Origin of the sequence: Leptolyngbya sp. FACHB-261, from assembly GCF_014696065.1 — a bacterium.
In the GTDB taxonomy this organism is placed as follows: Bacteria; Cyanobacteriota; Cyanobacteriia; order FACHB-261; family FACHB-261; genus FACHB-261.
The window spans coordinates 271889-290136 of sequence record NZ_JACJPL010000026.1 but is presented as its reverse complement, the minus strand read 5'-3'; the positions used below and the strand labels follow the sequence as shown (position 1 = coordinate 290136).

At 52.3% G+C, this 18248-nt stretch carries 12 protein-coding genes; 7 read left to right on the top strand and 5 right to left on the bottom strand.

What is annotated here, in order from left to right; genetic code table 11:
- Nucleotides 1-314 precede the first annotated feature (314 nt).
- Nucleotides 315-1565, bottom strand: coding sequence for a bifunctional phosphopantothenoylcysteine decarboxylase/phosphopantothenate--cysteine ligase CoaBC (gene coaBC, locus H6F94_RS17345; RefSeq protein WP_313949319.1), 1251 nt, complete (start codon nucleotides 1563-1565; stop codon nucleotides 315-317).
- 9 nt (nucleotides 1566-1574) lie between these two features.
- Entirely contained in the window at nucleotides 1575-1790 is a 216-nt protein-coding gene (isiD, locus tag H6F94_RS17340; protein WP_190803490.1) for a protein IsiD, read from the bottom strand.
- Between the two features lie 98 nt (nucleotides 1791-1888).
- Here isiD and purH point away from each other — a divergent pair, with 98 nt between their 5' ends.
- Nucleotides 1889-3430, top strand: a complete 1542-nt coding sequence (purH, locus tag H6F94_RS17335; RefSeq protein ID WP_190803489.1) for a bifunctional phosphoribosylaminoimidazolecarboxamide formyltransferase/IMP cyclohydrolase — start codon at nucleotides 1889-1891, stop codon at nucleotides 3428-3430.
- Nucleotides 3431-3529: 99 nt separating this feature from the next.
- Here purH and H6F94_RS17330 read toward each other — a convergent pair whose 3' ends face one another.
- Together H6F94_RS17330 and ppk1 are read right to left on the bottom strand one after the other, a co-directional pair.
- The gene (locus H6F94_RS17330; RefSeq protein ID WP_199320491.1) at nucleotides 3530-5167 is read right to left on the bottom strand and encodes an ATP-binding protein; all 1638 of its coding nucleotides are present in this window, start codon (nucleotides 5165-5167) and stop codon (nucleotides 3530-3532) included.
- A 391-nt stretch (nucleotides 5168-5558) separates the two neighbouring features.
- Entirely contained in the window at nucleotides 5559-7832 is a 2274-nt protein-coding gene (ppk1, locus tag H6F94_RS17325) for a polyphosphate kinase 1 (protein WP_190803488.1), read from the bottom strand.
- A 440-nt stretch (nucleotides 7833-8272) separates the two neighbouring features.
- Here ppk1 and H6F94_RS17320 point away from each other — a divergent pair, with 440 nt between their 5' ends.
- Nucleotides 8273-9106, top strand: a complete 834-nt coding sequence (locus H6F94_RS17320; RefSeq protein WP_190803487.1) for a metal ABC transporter permease — start codon at nucleotides 8273-8275, stop codon at nucleotides 9104-9106.
- A gap of 221 nt (nucleotides 9107-9327) precedes the next feature.
- Entirely contained in the window at nucleotides 9328-9582 is a 255-nt protein-coding gene (locus H6F94_RS17315; RefSeq protein ID WP_190803486.1) for a GlsB/YeaQ/YmgE family stress response membrane protein, read from the top strand.
- 164 nt (nucleotides 9583-9746) lie between these two features.
- Here the strand turns inward: H6F94_RS17315 and H6F94_RS17310 are convergent, their stop codons facing one another.
- Nucleotides 9747-13016 carry a PAS domain-containing sensor histidine kinase gene (locus H6F94_RS17310; protein ID WP_190803485.1) on the bottom strand — a complete coding sequence of 1090 codons (3270 nt, stop codon included), beginning with the start codon at nucleotides 13014-13016 and terminating at the stop codon, nucleotides 9747-9749.
- Between the two features lie 840 nt (nucleotides 13017-13856).
- Between H6F94_RS17310 and H6F94_RS17305 the strand changes: the two genes are divergently transcribed.
- From H6F94_RS17305 to H6F94_RS17290, 4 genes are read left to right on the top strand one after another with little or no spacing between them, the layout of a single operon-like run.
- A complete protein-coding gene (locus H6F94_RS17305) occupies nucleotides 13857-15413 on the top strand; it encodes a phage tail sheath family protein (RefSeq protein ID WP_190803484.1) in 1557 nt (518 codons plus the stop codon).
- A gap of 16 nt (nucleotides 15414-15429) precedes the next feature.
- Nucleotides 15430-15960, top strand: a complete 531-nt coding sequence (locus H6F94_RS17300) for a phage tail protein (RefSeq protein ID WP_190803483.1) — start codon at nucleotides 15430-15432, stop codon at nucleotides 15958-15960.
- 3 nt (nucleotides 15961-15963) lie between these two features.
- Complete coding sequence (locus H6F94_RS17295) at nucleotides 15964-16704, top strand: T4 family baseplate hub assembly chaperone (protein WP_190803482.1); 741 nt, start codon at nucleotides 15964-15966, stop codon at nucleotides 16702-16704.
- Nucleotides 16704-18248, top strand: coding sequence for a hypothetical protein (locus tag H6F94_RS17290; protein WP_190803481.1), 1545 nt, complete (start codon nucleotides 16704-16706; stop codon nucleotides 18246-18248). Before H6F94_RS17295 ends, H6F94_RS17290 begins: the two co-directional genes overlap by 1 nt.

Here is an 18248-nt window from a genome sequence, read left to right as displayed (position 1 = left end):
CAGGACTAGATTCGGAGAAAGATTGAGCAATTGTAAAATTGGGCAAATCTGCAAACCGAACTGAATCTGTACTCAGTATAACCTTTTGAGATTGGAATCATCTTAAATAAATCGGTTATTTCAAGCTGAGATGCCTCTCTGCCAGGGAAATCCGTTGGCGTAAATTTTTGTGAAGTCTACTGAACTCAGGATTCGAGGACATTAGTACCAATGTCATTGCAGAGTTTGGTTCTGAGTGCTGAGCTATGGCACCGACTGCACAATCACATGCCAGTTCCAACCTGAAGCGTCAATTTGCTGCATCCGGAAAACCGTCATGACCTTAACAGGAAATCGAACAGCTGATGAGCCAGTTCAAGCTTGCTGACTAGCCCTGTAGTTTGCTGTTGCCCCTGACGGTTTAGGAATATGGCTTCGTTGGTACTGGTGCCAAAACCGCGCTCGGGCTGATCAACAGCATTGGCGACAATTGCATCTAGGCCTTTGCGCTGCAACTTATCGCGGGCGGGCTCTAGGATTTCGCCTGTCTGAGCCGCAAAGCCCACCAGCAGTTGGTCTGGGCGTTTGTGTGCGCCTAAGTCAGCCACGATGTCTGCCACAGGCTCTAGACCAAGGCTGTCGGGTAACTCTTGCTTGGGCAATTTTGTGGTGGCGCAGTGGGCAGGGCGCACGTCGGCAACCGCCGCTGCCATTAGCGTGAGATCGGCATCGATAAAGCGAGTCTTTAGGGCTGCCTGCATCTGAATTGCACTGGTAATCGCACAGCACTCGATCCCAGCTTGCTCGGCCACTTCTATTAAGTCTGGGTTGGCAGGTCCATGCACAATACTGACTTGAGCCCCTCGGGCTCGGGCCGCCTGAGCCAGCGCAAAGCCCATGCGGCCTGAGGCAGGATTACCAATGAAGCGGACCGGATCCAGATGCTCACGGGTACTACCAGCACTGATCAACACGCGACGGCCCGCCAGATCGCGTCGTCCACCGGTCCACAGCAGCGACTCCACTGCCGCCAGAATCGCGGCGGGCTCAGCCATCCGGCCAGCCCCGACGGCGTCACAGGCAAGACGCCCAGAGCCAGGACCAACGCTATGGATCCTGGCGTCACCCTGAAGCAACGCCCAGTTGCGCTGGACCTGGGGCTGCTCCCACATGGTTGTGTTCATCGCTGGCGCCAGCAGTAAGGGAGCTGACGAGGCTAGAACTGTGTTGGTGAGCAGGTTGTCGGCAGCTCCCCAGCTAAGTTTGGCTAGCGTATTGGCACTCAGGGGCGCAATCACAATCAGATTGGCCCACTCACCCAACTCAATGTGCAAAGGACGCCCCTGCCGCTCACTCCAAAACTCCTGGTCCGTGTAAGCCGGATGGCGCGACAGCGTTGCCAAAGTCAGAGGGGTTACAAATTGCTGGGCGGCTTTGGTCAGGAGGGCGCGCACCTCAAAGCCAGCCTTAGCAAGTGTGGACACCACTTCGCAGACCTTATAGGCGGCGATGCCTCCACACAGGGCTACTAAAACTCGCTTAGGCATCACTCGCTTGGGCATCACTTGCTGAGGCAAAGACAGCACAGAGCTGGATTAGCACTCGTCAAAGGCTTCTAAATCTAACAAGTACATGTAGGACTCAACTAGCTCTGGGCGCTGGAATGCCAAACTCCTGAGCAAGTGCCAGTCGTTGAGACATTCAAATGCGTTTTTGTAGTCGTCGCGCTCCAGGCGTTGAGCGAGTTCACTCACCTCCACCTCTGTGATTTTGGAGAGATCGGGTTTGGCCTGCTCAGGATTCTGTGTCATGGTGGGAGCCCCTTGCCTCTGGACCCATTTTAGAAGGGACGCTAAGCCGTCTTCGGGTGTCCATAGTAAACTATCTAGGCTGTTCTCTCGATCTGGTCATGCCTCGCCTCGCCCTTCTGAGCACCTCTGACAAAACTGGCCTCCTAGAGCTTGCTCGTGCCCTAGTGGAGCAGTATGACTTTGAGCTGATCAGTAGCGGTGGTACGGCCAAGGCTTTAATCGCTGCTGGATTGCCGGTCACCAAGGTCTCTGACTACACAGGCTCACCTGAAATTCTAGGCGGACGAGTCAAAACGCTGCACCCCAAGATTCACGGCGGCATTTTGGCCCGACGCGACCAGCCCCAGGACTTGGCCGATTTGCAAGCCAATAACATTCGCCCCATCGATCTAGTGGTGGTGAACTTGTACCCCTTCGAGCAAACGGTTGCTGCTCCTGGCGCGAGCTTGACGGATGCGATTGAGCAAATTGACATTGGTGGCCCCACGCTAATTCGGGCCTCGGCGAAGAATCACGCCCATGTCACAATCCTCTGCGATGCCACTCAGTACGAGAGCTATTTAACGGAACTGAGTACCAATGCGGGGCAAACTTCGCCAGAGTTTCGAGCCGCCTGTGCTTATCGCGCGTTTAGTCGCACCCTAGCCTATGACCGGGCAATTTCCGCTTATTTAGGCGAGGCCTTTGAGCTACAAGATAGCTTTGCCCTAGTGGGACAGGTTGCCCAGACGCTCCGTTATGGCGAGAACCCTCACCAGAGCGCCACCTGGTATCAAACCGAAGCAGCTGGTTGGTCAACTGCGGACCTACTACAAGGCAAAGAGCTGAGCTACAACAACCTGGTGGATCTGGAAGCTGCCCGTCGCCTGATTGCTGAATTTGCCCAAGACACACCGACTGCAGCCATTCTCAAGCACACCAATCCCTGTGGCGTTGCACAAGGTAGCAGTCTGGTGGATGCCTATCGCAAAGCCTTCGCTGCCGATGCTACCTCAGCCTTTGGCGGCATTGTGGCCCTCAATCGTCCCATTGATGCTTCAGTAGCCGAAGCTCTAACTGAAACCTTTCTGGAATGCATCGTTGCACCGGGTTGTGAGCCAGAGGCCCAAGCAATTTTGGCCAAGAAGTCGAAAGTGCGGGTGCTGATTTTGCCAGAGTTACAGCAAGGTCCAGCCCAAACCGTAAAGGTAATTGCGGGAGGCTTTCTGTTGCAAGCCTCCGATGAGCAGAGCACTGACTTGCAAGCGGGTGTTGCGAACTGGCGCGTAGTCACTCAGCAGGCTCCCACCTCAGCCCAACTGAGCGACTTAGAGTTTGCCTGGAAAGTTTGCAAACATGTCAAATCCAATGCCATTGTTGTGGCGCGAGATGGCGTGACTTTAGGCGTGGGTGCAGGCCAAATGAACCGAGTTGGCTCAGCCAAAATTGCCTTGGAGCAGGCCGGAGAGCGAGCCCAGGGGGCGGTGCTAGCCAGCGATGGCTTTTTTCCCTTTGACGACACAGTGCGCAACGCAACCGCCGCAGGCATCAGTGCTTTCGTACAACCTGGGGGCAGCCTACGGGATGGCGATTCGATCAAGGCAGCTGATGAGCTGGGCGTGACTATGCTGCTAACCGATGTGCGGCACTTCCTTCACTAATCACCGCAGGCGTAAGTCCAGCCAGACGCAAAGGCAAGCCCTAGTAACAGCTTCAGGCTGGGCCATTGCCCACAAGTCAAAAGTCAATCCCCAAGCCAGTTAAGCGGGTAATTCAAGCAAATCTGCAATTACGCTAGCTAACACACCGACCTCTATTGGCTTGGTAAGATGCCGCTGAAAACCGGCTTCTAAAGTCTGCCGTTGGTCTTCTTGCCTGGCATAGGCGGTCAATGCCACGGCTGCAATTCTGCCGCCTTGCTCAACGGGGAGGGCTCTGACTTTGCGTAGCAGAGAGTAACCGTCCTCATCGGGCATGCCAATATCGCTGACAATGACATTGGGTTGCAATTCCTGAACAGCTTGGAATGCCTCTGCGGCCGAGCTGAATACCGTAACCTCAGCACCGTAAGACTGAAGCGCTGCGGTTAGATACTCGCGCGTATCTCTATTGTCATCTACAATCAGCACTCGCGCACCTTTCAAAGTTGGCGGAGGAGGGGGGGGAAAAGCACCTGCTCGATTCAGTGCTGAAGATTGGTACTCCAGATTGCTGACCGGCCGATTAGCATCGCGTTTATTCACCAGCGGGAGCTTCACCGTAAAGCTTGAGCCCCATCCTTCGCCTGGGCTCTCCGCCTTAACCGTCCCGCCATGCAACTCTACTAAGTGACGCACGATTGCTAAACCAAGCCCCAAACCGCCGTAGACGCGAGTAGTGGTGTTGTCTGCCTGTCGGAAGCGCTCGAAAACATAGGGCAGGAACTCAGCACTGATGCCCTTGCCAGTATCACTAACTTGAATCTGGGCTCTGGAGTCAACTCGATCGACCCGGACCTCGACCCGTCCCCCCTCTGGTGTGAACTTGATGGCATTCGAGAGTAGGTTCCAGACCACTTGCTGCAAGCGGTCAGGATCGCCTGCGACTAAACCAAGGCTTGGGTCAACGATCAGCTCGACCCGGATCCCCTTAGCCATCGCCGCATAACGCTCTGCCTCTAGAGCTGCTTCGATCAAAGGAGGCAATGCCACCGGGCGAACATTGAGAGCTAAGTTTCCGTTAATGATGCGGGAGACATCTAGCAAGTCATCAATAAGCTTGGCTTGGGATTTAGCGTTGCGTTCAATCGTCTCCAAGGCGCGAGCAGTCATGTGAGGCTCGAGATTACGACTGCGCAGGAGTTGGGCCCAACCCAGCACAGCATTAAGCGGGGTACGCAGCTCGTGAGAGAGGGTAGCTAGGAACTCGTCCTTAAGACGATTGGCGGCTTCAGCCTCATTGCGGGCCCGTTGCTCGCGCAGCAACAGTTGATCGCGTTCTTCTTCGTAGCTTTGAAATGCGATCGCCGTTGCACCATCCAGTGTTTCATCCACCAGACGAATCACTCGCAGCAGTTCTGTGGAGCTGCGCTGAGCCAAGTCCGACTCCAGAACATCAAAGATGACCCGACGCAGAAGTTGGTACTCCCGGTTTACTTCTGCCGGGCTGTAGCTTTGGGTAGCACGGGTGATGCCGTGATCAGTGCTGGCCTGCCTGAGCGTAGCAACATCGCTAGCTTGGCTAGCGGAGAGCACAGTTGCTAGTGCCCTCAAGACACGAGGCGTATTGTCTTTTAAAGCCGTCTCGGAAAGGCTGAGCGGGCTTGCCATCTGACGGTCCTGACGCACTGCCTCCAGCCAGGTTTGCAACACGGTGTCTAGCTTGTCAGTCAGCAAATTAGCGATATCTGGCTGGCTCATGGCTTTTCTACTCTGGACCCCACCACCTAAAGCAAAACCATAGTGACTACAGATAATGACTATAGACAATGTTATGTACGGTTGCGTCTATTTGCCTCCCTTCAAAGGCTGACTCACTCTGCCAACCCTGTGTCGAGCGTTACCAGGGAAATCTTAAGTATTCCTACTCAGGCATGCTATAAAGAAAATATTAAGAAGCGCCTTGTGCCTGGACACCTCCCCAGCTTGGGCAACACGACACAAGCTGTCAGATCAGCCGGGTCCTAAACTGACCCACAAATTTGGCACAAATCTGGCATCCAAATATAGGAATCAGAGACGCAGCTTATGTCTCAGCTGCGCCTCCGAGGATTCTAAATAAGGGACTGTAGCTCACTCAAAGTTATGTAGGCTAGCCTGCGTTGGCTCTGGTTCGGTCCATCAGGATGTACTGAGTTCCTCGTTCCAGATGGCCAGGAGCAGGGCGACGTTGCATGTAGGTGCCATCCGGTTGCAACTCCCAGGCTTGTCGGTTGTCGGACAACATCATGCCCAGAATCTCTTGCAGTTCCTTAGCGATATAAGGCTCCTCAACTGGGATTATTACTTCAACGCGGCGGTCCAGGTTACGGCGCATCCAATCGGCACTGCCGATAAAGATTTGCTCATCCCCGCCGTTGTGGAAGTAGAAAATGCGCGAGTGCTCCAGAAAGCGACCAATGATGCTGATCACGCGAATGTTCTCGCTCACCTTAGGCACACCCGGACGCAGGGCACACATGCCTCGAATGATCAGGTCGATTTTGACCCCCATGCAGGATGCCCGGTAGAGCTGACTAATGGTTTCCGGATCGACAAGCGCGTTCATTTTGGCGACGATACGCCCTTGGCGACCATCTTTAACATGCTCGATCTCGCGTTGGATCAGAGCCAGCATCTCTTGACGCAGATTGACCGGTGCGACCATGAGCTTGCGGTATTGCCGCTGACGCGAGTAGCCCGTGAGGTAATTGAATAGATCACTGAGGTCAGCCCCAATATCTTCGCGGCAGGTCAAGATGCCCAAATCGGTATAGAGTCGAGCCGTTTTGGAGTTGTAATTGCCGGTGCCAATGTGGGCATAGCGCCGGATGCGCGAACCTTCGCGGCGCACAACCAGAGCAGTTTTGGTATGGGTTTTGAGGCCCACCAGACCATAAACCACATGCACACCCACTTCCTCTAAGCGGCGGGTCCAGACAATATTGCTGGCCTCATCAAAGCGGGCCTTCAGCTCCACGAGAACAGCCACTTGCTTGCCGTTATCTGCGGCTTGAATCAGGGCGTTGACAATCGGGGAGTCGCCAGAAGTCCGATAGAGGGTTTGCTTAATCGCCAATACATTAGGGTCTGAGGCCGCCTGGGTAATGAAGCGTTGCACGCTGGTGGCAAACGAATCGTAGGGGTGGTGCAATAAAATGTCACCCTTACGAATCACTGCAAAAATGTCTTTCTCTTCACCATCCTCATCATTCAGATCGTCGAGCCGACGCAGACGGGGATGGGTGATGGGGGACCAGTCTGGGTCTTTCAGGTGGGGCAGGGGCAGGCTCATCAGCGGCATCAGCGCCCCCAAGTTCAGGGCACCCTCAATCTCGTAGACATCGTCCTCGGCCAGCTTCATTTCCTGCATCAGCATCTCGCGAACTTCTGGCGGCGTATGCGCATCGATTTCCATGCGCACGACTGGACCAAAGCGTCGCTTGCGCAACGCTTCTTCGATCGCCAGCAGCAGGTCATCCGCTTCATCTTCTTGCAAGGCCAGATCAGCGTTGCGAGTCACCCGGAACGGGTAGTAGGCCTGGATCTTCATGCCAGGAAACAGCGTGTCGAGATTGTGCGCGATCACCTGTTCCAGGGGTACGCCAGCCCAAGCGAGGGTTTCACCCTGCACACCGCGTCGCAGTTCCTCAGGCAGCGCCACAAAGCGGGGCAGAGAACCGGGCACTTTCACGCGTGCGAAGTGCTCTTCACCCGTTTTGTCATCCAGAATTTGTACTGCCAAACTCAGGCTGAGGTTGGAGATGTAGGGAAACGGGTGCCCTGGATCTACAGCCAGAGGCGTGAGCACAGGAAAGAGCTGCGCTTCAAAATACTGGTTCAGGTAGGCGCGCTGCTCCTGCGTGAGATCAAAGTATTCCAAAATATGAATACCTTCTTTGCTCAGCACTGGTCGGAGGACTTGCTCGAAGTGCGTGTGTGCCTCAGATAGCATTACGCGTAGGTAGGCGGCAATCTCATGCAACTGCTGAGCGGGGGTGCGACCATCAGGGGTGAGCTGACGCACGTCAGCTTCTACTTGCTGCTTCAGAGCAGCAATGCGCACCATGAAATACTCATCTAAATTGGAGCTAAAAATCGCTAAAAACTTGAGGCGTTCCAACAAAGGGGTCCGTTCATCCATCCCCTCCCGTAAAACTCGATAGTTAAACTCCAACCAGCTCAGCTCGCGATTGAGAAAATACTGAGGGGCTGAGAAGTCAATCTCGATGTCGTCGGCAGGATGCTCAGGTGACTCGACTGCGACCGGCTTGGGGTTCTCCTGCTCAATGCCATCCTGTTTGACCCCACCCCGTTTAGAGGCAGAGGTTTCATCGTTTTCGACAGCAGGGTGATTCTTAGCGGCGGATTTACGAGTTCTAGACATGCAGCGATGTTCTCAGCATCTCGAACAAAGTCCTGTGATCTTAGGGCAGCTCGATTTATCCCACAAGCGCCTCAGATCACAAATATGCCTATATTTGTCACCGCTGCACCCTATCGGTGGTCAGAATTCAGAGTATTTGCCACTGATGGGTTGCTCTTGAGAACGGAGGCGCTAGGTCGTTCGCCCCAATTTCATCAACAGTATCCAGGGCAATCACTAGCGTTAAGAAATTAGCCATACAGAGAAATAATTCAGTGAGTTTTAATAAGCCTTTCAAACTCTGAATTTGCAGTTACTGATTGCTCGTGCCTCGCAGTGTTAATTACTTGTATTGCCCACGGCACTAAATGCTGCCATCGCTCAAATGTTCGCAAGGACAACTATCATACTCAGACATACTCAGAGCTCTTTGACCAGATCTGCCTCTCAAACCTCATGCCATGCTGAACCTGGATTTCACCCAACAGTTGGAGCTACTGCAACTACCCTTCATGCAACGAGCGCTCTTAGGAGGCGTGTTGTTAGGATTATTGGGCGGTTTATTAGGTAGCTTCGCTATTCTGCGTCAACTTTCTTTTTTCAGCCACACGGTCGGCCATGCAGCTCTGTTGGGTATTGTTTTGGGAGTGTTGCTGAACCTAGATCCCACGCTAACGCTGCTGCCTTTCACCGTGCTGTTCGGCTTGGGGGTGATCTATTTAATAGATCGAACAGATCTTTGGAGCGACACCGTTCTTAACATTGTTTTTTCGGCTTCCCTGGCTCTAGCCGTGATTGCTCTCAGTTTTATTCGCAGTTATCGGGGTAGCCTGATGAGCCTGCTGTTCGGCGACATTTTGGCAATCAACGAGCGCGATCTGTGGCTATGTCTCGCTGTTCTGAGTATTTGCGTGGTTTCGCTGGGTCTAACCTTGCGGTCACAGATGCTGCTGACTTTGCACGAAGGTATGGCCAAAGCACAGGGTGTAGCTGTGCGCTGGCATCGGGCTTGGTTTGTGGTACTGCTGTCGTTGGCAGTGGCAGTGGCAATCAAGGCGGTGGGGGTATTGCTGGTGAATGCTTTCTTAGTGATTCCAGCAGCAACGGCTAAACTGATCAGCAGGCAATTTACCGTGTTTGTCCTGCTCTCAACAGGTGTTGGGGCTGTTAGTGCAGTAATCGGGATGCTTTTATCAGCCCTGCTGAACCTGGCCTCCGGCCCTAGTATTGTTGTGGCACAATTTGCCCTATTTCTAGTGGCGGTAGTGCTGTCACGCTTTAGATTAGCCGTTTAATCTGCTATTTAATCTGAATTTTGGGCCTGAATTGATTTGAGTTGGAGCAAGCTAAGGTAGTCCCTTTAATCTTCTTAATCTTTGCTAGTGCAATTGCTCCGCTTTGGCTTGCGCCTATCCTAAGGCAGGCAACAATATATCCCCTCTGGTGGAACCAAAAGGCAAATTGCCTCAGCTACGATTTGGTCAATCGTTATTCGTAAATAGGAAACCGCTAAGAGATGAGTATTCTTTCTTGGGTTTTGGTTGGTATTATCGCTGGTGCGATTGCTAAAGCAGTCTACCCTGGACACCAGGGTGGCGGTATCCTGGCAACGGTGGCTCTTGGCATTCTGGGTGCATTGATTGGTGGTTTCGTAGGTAGCACTCTTTTAGGAATTGCATTTACCGGATTTAACATTCAAGGCTTGCTGGTTGCGATCATCGGCGCTTGCATCCTGCTATTTCTGTATGGTTTGGTTACACGTTCTGCCTAATTAGACTAGATGGCATTAACTAGATGACATTAAAAAGTTAATGATTACTAGATTAAGCAAGCAACTTAATCTAGTAAGCCATCAAAAACCGATAACTTCAAAAAGCTCCTGATAGCAATCAGGAGCCTTTTGGGTTAGCTTAATCTTAGTAGTACATGCCTTGTTCAAACATCTAATGAGGGCAAAAAGACACTAAAAGTACTGCCTTTTCCCAGTTGGGTCATGACCTCGATCCTGCCACCATGATGGTGCACGATTTGGCGACATAGATATAAGCCTAAGCCGACTCCCTGTGGCCGTTCTTTAGAGGGGGGAGCCAGCTGCCTGAACAATTCAAAGATCAGGTCTTGCTGTTCTACAGCAATGCCGGGTCCTTGATCGCGCACAGACACAACTGCTTCATTTTCTTGTTGGACGAGAGATAGCCAAACCTGGCTTTGAGGTGGACTAAACTTGGCTGCATTGTCTAATAAATTGACCACAACCTGAATAAGACGGTCTGCATCTCCACACACTTGAAGATCGTTCAAGGTCTTGTCGTGGTGCAAAACTAATTGGCGGCTGTCGTATAGGGCTCGAGTGGCTTGAGCAGCTTGGGTTAAGACCACATTGAGCGACACTGCCTCTTCGCGCCAGCGGTAAGTGCCGGAAGAAAGTTTCGAAAAATCTAACAGCTCATTTACCAAGCGTGTGACACGGCGTGACTCATCATCAGCAAGATCCAGCATCTCTTGAGCTTCAGGATCCAGCTCCAGTGACATAATTTGCAGCGCTGAGATCGCAGTGCGGACCGAAGCGATTGGCAAGCGAATTTCATGACTAACCGTGGCTACCATCTCAGTCTTCAGCTTCTCTAGGCGTTTAAGACTGGCATTTGTTCGTTGCAATTCTAAGTTGGCCCGCTCTAGGTCTTCAGCTTGCTTACGCTTGGTAATATCAGTGACCATGCCTAGGGTGCCTGTATATTGCCCATCAGAATCCCAAAGCGGATTGGTCGACACAATCGCCCACAGTTGGGAGCCATCTTTGCGTTGAAAGAGCGAGTCGTGACGGGCAAAGCTGTTCTGGGGATTGCCTTCAATTGGGCTAGCGACTAGGCTCTCTTCACTGACAAAATCAAAGATGAAATGGCCTAGCATTTCTTCAACGCTATAGCCCAGCATTGCCGCCATCTGTCGGTTTAAAAAGGTTATCCGGCTTTGCGTATCGAGGATCCAAACGCCCTCAATCGTCGTTTCGATCATGCGGCGGTAGCGCTCCTCACTAGCTCGTAGAGCAGCCTCCACTTGGCGTCGTTCGGTAACTTCCTGCGCTAAAGCTTGATTCGCCGCCTCCGCTACCCTGGCCCGAATTAATGCTTCTTCGGCCTGCCTACGATCTGTGATGTCTTGTCCGACTGATTGAATTTCAATGCAATGACCTTGCTCATCGAAGATTGCTCGATCTCGCCAGCGCCGCAGACGTTTTTCACCCTGGGCATTGGTTCCCCAATGTTCATAGGTTGAGATTGGATTGCCCCAACTGAACGAATGGAAGTAATGGGTCAGAGCATCTTGTTCCTCTGCTGCCGCAAATAAAATCGCGCTTTGGCCAATCAGCTCTTCCCTTGAGCGACCAAAGTAGCAACAGTAAGCTTCATTCACAAAGGTCAAAGTGCCATCTGGTAAAAATCGACAGACCAAATCTGTTTGTTGTTCGACGATGTTGCGGTAGCGTTCCTCGCTGGTGCGCAGCGCTCTTTCAGCTTGCTTCAGCTCTGTAATATCGCTAAAGCTACAAATAACGTGAGTGATATCACCCTCTGTGCTCAGTTGAGGTTCTGCGTTCACTAATAACCAGATCCAATCACTTGAACCAGGACGATAAACGCCCATGATCACATTACGGACAGGTTGGCGAGTGGCAATGGCTCGCGGTACAGGATGTTCTTCACCTGGAAAGTGCGAGCCATCTTCATGGACTACTCGCCACTCGGCATCAAAAGATGTTTTACCGAGTAACTGGCTTTCACTCACTCCCAATAGATCAAGGGCCGCTTGATTGCCTAGCAAAATCTCAGCATTAGGTCCCTGCAGCAACATCCCCACTTGCAAACTTTGGATCAGCCTTCGGAAGTTCTCCTCACTAGCTCGTAAGGCTTCCTCTACCCGCTTGCGCTCAGTGATGTCACGTCCTACGCCTTGAAATTCGACCACTTGTCCCTGGGCATCAACGATGGCGCGATCTACCCACTGTTGCCAAACCACACCTTCACTAGATAGGACGGGGTGCTCGTAAATTGCAACTGGCTTTTCCCGGCTCAGAGTTTCAATACAAGCTAGAAGAGATTCGTGCTCTTCTGGCGGAACAAGCTGCAAAAAGGGCCGTCCGATTAATTGCTCCCGAGACTTACCAAAATAACGGCAGTAAGCTTCATTGACGAAAATCAGTGTGGTGTCAGGCAGGTAGCGGGCAATCAGCTCGGTTTGATCTTCAACGATGGCCCGATAACGAGCTTCACTTTGCTGTAGCTCGGCTTCGGTTTGCTCTTGCTGAGTAACGTCCTCGGTGTGAACCATGATTTGGTCGGGAGGCACAAACACATAGCTTGCCCTGAACTGCCTGGGTTCATCTTGGTCAGGCGGACAAAAAGAATTCCGCCGTTGAATTGTGGTCCGCTCTAGGAAAGATTGGGTTAGATTAGCCAGAATCTCTGGTGCGTCATGAAACAGCACTTGAGCCGTAATGCCAACAAAATTGGCAATTTGATTGTTTGTAAAGATTGCCGCTGCATCGTTATAGTCAATTAGAACAAAGTTCTCTCCTCTCTTCTGCCAGGTATAAGTAGGAACGGGGATGCCTTTATATTGCGCCCTGAACTGAATTTCGCTCTGCCGCAGTGCCTCCTCCAGCCGTTGCATTTCAGCGATTTTCTGCTGCAAATCAGCATTGATTCGAGCTAGTTCTTGATAGCTTGGAGATTGAATTTCTACTGCCAGAGTTTTCCGATTAGAGTTTGAATTCAAGGCATCTCGGGGCGAGGCCGAAGCTAGAGGCTGCACTTGGCAGCAACCGACGAGTTGCACCACCCTGCCACTGGGATCCTGGACTGGTGATAACGTTACTAAAACGGTGCGAGTTTGAACTGGGTCTGCAATAGAAAGCACATAGTGAACAGTCTCTTGCTGCAGCTCACAGAGGCTAGCGTTTCTACAGAAACTATTTGCAAGTTCCAGTGGCAAATATTGGGATGGCTGCAAACCTTCTGGGTCAGGCACAGTTACAGGTAGGAGTTGCCGAAAAGCAGGGTTAGCGAAGACTAGACGAAAACTGCTGCTGGATCCATGCTGCGATTCAACCAGGGGCTCAACCTTAGGCTCGACAGCCAGGATGAACAGTCCCGCGGCTAGGTGTTCAATCAGAGGCAGCACGGCAGCTTCGCCCTCGTTCATCATCTTTTGTTACTAGTGCTTAGCTTGACTCCGTCCTCTAGTATGGTTTAGGTGGGTGAAAAGAAGCAGGGGTTTTAGCCGAGCTAGATCTTGAAACTCAGGGCTTTGATACGATTTGGGTGCCCTAAAAATCCAGGAAGTTCAGGAAGGGTGAATTTAAACGGTGCCCTTTGCTGATCGTTCCTAGGCCATATCCTGCTGATCCGAGCTTTCAGCGTTTCATCCTTGACTTTTAGTCTCTAATTTTGGCTGATGTTTTACAACATCTGATGGTTCTAGGCTGGGACGGCATATCAGTGCGACTGAACATACTGTTGATTAGGCAGACTGTTTATTTCAGATAGACAGCATCTAGGCTAGCCATCCCAATCATTCACACTATTACTATAAAAATAGTGCAGAATACGCTTTGCAGTCTCACTTAACGATTAGCAAACCAGCAGATCCAGGTTCTCCCTTCAAATTCAGCTTTCACTGGTTGTCTCTATTAGAAGGGTTTTAACTGGGCTATTACCCTATCACAGTCTTAACCGTCCAGGGTTGCAGGCTTAGTCAAACAAATCTTTACCCGTTCTAGCGCCTCTCAAACCTAAACGGCAGCAAAAACTGAGCAAGTTCTTTCTGCACAGAGCTGCACAGAGCTGCACAGAGTATAGGGCTAGGCGGTCATGACAGACAGAGTCATGACTTTTTGTAAAAAGAATCCAAACTTCTGTAATAACCTTGAGGTTCCGTTGTCTCTTCGCATAAGATGCACTCCAGTTAGCTAAAAGAATTAGCGCCTCTCACCACAAGGTGATTCGGCGCTGGCTTGCTCTTATTGGCTGAGAGGAAAAACTTTCGATGCCTGTCACACCGACTTATCCTGGCGTTTATATTGAAGAAATTCCGAGTGGTGTGCGCACCATTACCGGAGTTGCGACTTCAATTACTGCTTTCTTAGGCCGTGCCTTACGTGGGCCGGTTAACGAACCTGTTACGGTCAATAGCTTTGGTGATTTTGAACGCGTTTTTGGTGGGCTGTGGGTTCAAAGTACGCTCGGCTATGCGGTGCGAGATTTCTATCTGAACGGTGGCAGTCAGGCGGTCATTGTGCGACTGTTTCGCGGCGATGCCTCACCTGCTGATTCTGCTGCTCCTGCTGCTGCCCCACCTGCTAAGGCCCAACTCGCTTTCAGCACGCTCAATCTAGAAGCCGCTAGCGAAGGAGCCTGGGGCAATCAATTGCAGGCTAGCGTCAACCACGACGTTGTAGGGTCGGATGACGACAAGGCTAATCTGTTCAACCTTTCGATCAAAGATGCTGGAACGGGCCAGGTTGAGGTCATTCGAAATGTCTCGGTTCGTCCGGATGATGTGCGCCGAGTCGACAAAGTTTTGGAACGGGAATCGCAACTAGTGCGATTGCCCGGTTCGCTCCCAAGCAGTCGCCCCGATGTTGGTGAATCAGAAGCAGGTGCTAGCAGTGGTGGATCCGACGGGCAAAATCTGGACACCAACACCTACAGTGGCAGTGAGGTCAACAAGCAAGGTCTCTACGCTCTAGAGAAAGCAGATTTGTTCAATCTGTTGTGTATTCCGCCCCCCAAACCGGGTGAGGACATTGCCAACACCGTATGGGGCGAGGCTGCAAGCTACTGCGAAAGGCGGCAGGCCATGTTGATTATTGATGCGCCTAGTAGTTGGACCAATAAGGACGCAGCCAAGGGTGATGGTACGAGTACGGGTGTTGCTGCTTTGGGCACTAAGAGCCGCAACGCAGCTGTTTTCTTCCCCCACCTGCGCAAGCCCAATCCTATGCGCGGCAACCAGGTGGAAACCTTCGCACCCTGTGGTGCTGTAGCTGGCATCTTTGCCCGCACAGATACCCAACGCGGCGTCTGGAAAGCTCCAGCCGGGATAGAAGCTACGCTGGTTGGCGTGCCAGAACTGAGCGTATCGCTTACTGATGCCGAGAACGGCGAGTTGAACCCTCTGGGCATCAACTGCCTGCGCACCTTTCCCGCCGCCGGACGGGTAGTTTGGGGCTCACGCACGCTGCAAGGGGACGATCGCCTCGCCTCAGAATGGAAATATATCCCGGTGCGTCGCTTAGCTCTGTTTCTAGAGGAGAGCCTGTATCGCGGCACCCAATGGGTTGTCTTTGAACCCAACGATGAACCCCTCTGGGCGCAGATTCGGTTGAATCTCGGCGCTTTTATGAACAACCTGTTCCGCCAGGGCGCTTTTCAAGGCAAGTCACCCAAAGAAGCCTATTTCGTCAAGTGCGACAGTGAGACCACGACCCAGAACGATATCAATCTTGGCATTGTCAACATCGTGGTCGGTTATGCCCCGCTTAAGCCAGCCGAATTTGTGATTCTCAAATTCCAGCAAATGGCCGGTCAGGTTGCGGTTTAAGGAGTAAGAACAAGTCATGCCTGCACCTCAATTCACTGTCAACACCTACCGTTTTGATCCGTACAAAAACTTCAAGTTCCGCGTCAAGTGGGATGGAAGGTATGTCGCTGGCGTCAGCAAAGTTGGCTCCCTCAAACGCAGCACCGAGGCAATTCCTCATCGCGAAGGTGGGGATCTCAGCAGCGAACGCTATTCACCAGGACCGACTAAATACGAACCGATTACTTTAGAGCGAGGCGTCACTCACGACACCGAGTTCGAAAAGTGGGCTAATAAAGTTTGGAATTATGGTTCTGGTTTAGGTTCAGAAGTCTCACTCAAGGACTTTCGCAAAGACATTATCATCGAAGTTCTCAACGAAGCAGGTCAAGTTGCCATTGCCTACAAAGTCTTTCGTTGTTGGGTGTCTGAATTTCAGGCTTTGCCCGAATTAGATGCTAATGGCAAGGCGATTGCGATTCAGAGCATCAAGTTGCAAAACGAAGGCTGGGAACGGGATTATGAAGTAACCGAGCCCACTGAACCCAGCTTCACAGAACCGAGCTAAAGCATGCGTCCCCTGTCTGCCCATCAAATCTTGCAGATCTGGGAAATCGGACAGGGTCAGCATCCTTTAGATAGGGCGTTGACCCTGCTTCGTTTCGCTTACCCAGAGCGCTCATCGGCTGAACTCGCCTCGCTGAGTATTGGCCAACGCGATGCTCACTTGTTGACGCTTAGAGAACTCACATTTGGCTCCCAATTGACCGGTTCAGCTGAATGTTCACGTTGCAAAGAACGCTTGGAATTCGCGCTGAATGCCGCAGATATCCGTCTGATAGACGCCACTGATACTGCTAGCTCTAAAGTGCAAACTTACTCGTTGACCCTGGCAGAATTTGAGTTGGAATTACGCCTGCCCAATAGCTGGGATTTAGCTGCTTTAGTCCGAGCCAGAGCAACGCCTTCCCCCTGGTTACTTCAACGCTGTTTGCTTAAAGCTAGTCGTCAGGGCTCATCGGTTACTTACGCTGAGTTGCCTCCACAGGTGTTGGAGCAACTAGTCGAACAAATGACTGAATGGGATCCCCAGGCAGAAATTCAATTGAACCTCGAATGTCCAGCCTGCCAGCACCGCTGGTCAGCCCTGTTTGACATCCTCTCGTTCTTCTGGACCGAGCTTGGCGTGCAGGCTAAACGCTTATTGCGGGAAGTGCATACCCTAGCGCGATTCTACGGCTGGCGTGAGGCTGACATTTTAGCGATGAGCCCGCTACGACGGCAGTTCTATCTAGATTTAGTGAGCGGCTGATGACGGACTTTCTCACTCGTCTGACTCAACGCACACTGGGCTTGACCTCAGGAGTGCAACCAGTAGTCGCCTCCCTGTTTGCACCCCAACAGGAGATGGTCGGCAGCACCTGGGCTTTGTCAGAGCAGCAAGTACCTACAATACAAGTCCCCTCCTCAGATGAGGCTGGCCCTGAGCTGGAAACAGTTTTCTCAGCGCCATCTTTGCCGCCAAACTCAGCGCCAAGTCGGCAGCAGTTTGGACCGTCTCAGCAGCTGGATAGGCAAGTCCCGATGTCAGCAGGACAGAGTTCAGAAAGCCCTCTCACTTCAACCCCGACGTCGACCTCTGGCCAGCCTTTGCAGTTGTCTTCGCAGTCTTCGCAGTTGTCAGACTCAGCCTCTCCGCTTGTAAATCCGGTTGAAACTGGTTCCTCTGGTTTCCCAACTCAAACTGAGGACCTGTTGATCCAGACTGGTTTGCAGCTCCCTGGCCAACCTCCGGGAGTGGCTTCCACTGAGAGTATCTCTGCCCCTCCTGCAAGACAACCTGAGTCAACGTCCAGTCAACGATCCTCTGCGGCACCTGGCTTAGCCCCTTCAGCCTCGCCCTTGCTGCCATCAGCCCCAGCCTTAAGTCCTTCTAGTCCAGCAGATCTACAGACGCCTCCGGCAGAGCTGCGGAGTAGCGAAGCTTGGCCCGAGCCTCAACCCCTAGCCGATTCTGGAACTGAGGCGCCACCGAGATCTGAGCGTTCTTTCCGAGCTGGAGTTGAGCCATTATCTGCTTCGGTCTCTTCAGACTTAGCACTATCTGCGGACCAGCCATCAAGTTCTAGCTTCGAGTCCAAGCCTGTTTTGGATTCGACTGCTACCTCTACTGATCTGCCCTTGATTTCTGCAACTCCTCCCAATCCTGTATGGCACGTTAACCAGGAGCAGCGCAGAGAGCAAATATTGGTTTCTCCCCACCCGGAGGAGATGCGTGAACTCCGACGTCAATCTTCTGAAGTCGGCGCTTCTGAGTCTGTATCGCCGCCAGTTGCGCTGAATCAGCAGGGCTCTTTGTCCTTACCTGAAGCACTTGAGGTCGGTATCCTCTTGGGGCAAGGCAAGGAGCAAAGTGGCCTCAGCCACCAAGAGCCCCTCCTTTCCTCGTCTCTGCGTTCCAGGGATGTGGGTTCTGATTCACTGGCTTCAGTATTCTCAGGCAATCCTCAACCATCTCCAACAGGTTCACCGGAGAGCCCGAGCATGCTTGGGGCAGCTCAGCTTCATAGCCTCACCCAACCTGTGCTCGGCTTACCCCAGCAGCCAGCTCCAATGATCGCCTCAGACAGCCAAAACCTGACCCATCCAAACTTGGTTCAGGCAGAGCCTAGAGCAACAGAACGTCAAGAACAGCAGACAGCCAGTGCCAGCCTACCCACCGTCGAGATTCGTATTGGTCGGATCGAAGTTCGGGCTAATCCACCAACGCCACCGGCTACTTCACGTGCCCAGCCAACCCGACGCAGTCCCACACGTTCATTGGATGACTACTTGAAACAGCGCAATGGAGGCTAG

Coding starts and splice junctions, on each gene's coding strand:
- isiD (WP_190803490.1), bottom strand. CDS start 1,790: ATGACACAGAATCCTGAGCAGGCCAAACCCGATCTCTCCAAAATCACA.
- purH (WP_190803489.1), top strand. CDS start 1,889: ATGCCTCGCCTCGCCCTTCTGAGCACCTCTGACAAAACTGGCCTCCTA.
- H6F94_RS17330 (WP_199320491.1), bottom strand. CDS start 5,167: ATGAGCCAGCCAGATATCGCTAATTTGCTGACTGACAAGCTAGACACC.
- ppk1 (WP_190803488.1), bottom strand. CDS start 7,832: ATGTCTAGAACTCGTAAATCCGCCGCTAAGAATCACCCTGCTGTCGAA.
- H6F94_RS17320 (WP_190803487.1), top strand. CDS start 8,273: ATGCTGAACCTGGATTTCACCCAACAGTTGGAGCTACTGCAACTACCC.
- H6F94_RS17315 (WP_190803486.1), top strand. CDS start 9,328: ATGAGTATTCTTTCTTGGGTTTTGGTTGGTATTATCGCTGGTGCGATT.
- H6F94_RS17310 (WP_190803485.1), bottom strand. CDS start 13,016: ATGATGAACGAGGGCGAAGCTGCCGTGCTGCCTCTGATTGAACACCTA.
- H6F94_RS17305 (WP_190803484.1), top strand. CDS start 13,857: ATGCCTGTCACACCGACTTATCCTGGCGTTTATATTGAAGAAATTCCG.
- H6F94_RS17300 (WP_190803483.1), top strand. CDS start 15,430: ATGCCTGCACCTCAATTCACTGTCAACACCTACCGTTTTGATCCGTAC.
- H6F94_RS17295 (WP_190803482.1), top strand. CDS start 15,964: ATGCGTCCCCTGTCTGCCCATCAAATCTTGCAGATCTGGGAAATCGGA.
- H6F94_RS17290 (WP_190803481.1), top strand. CDS start 16,704: ATGACGGACTTTCTCACTCGTCTGACTCAACGCACACTGGGCTTGACC.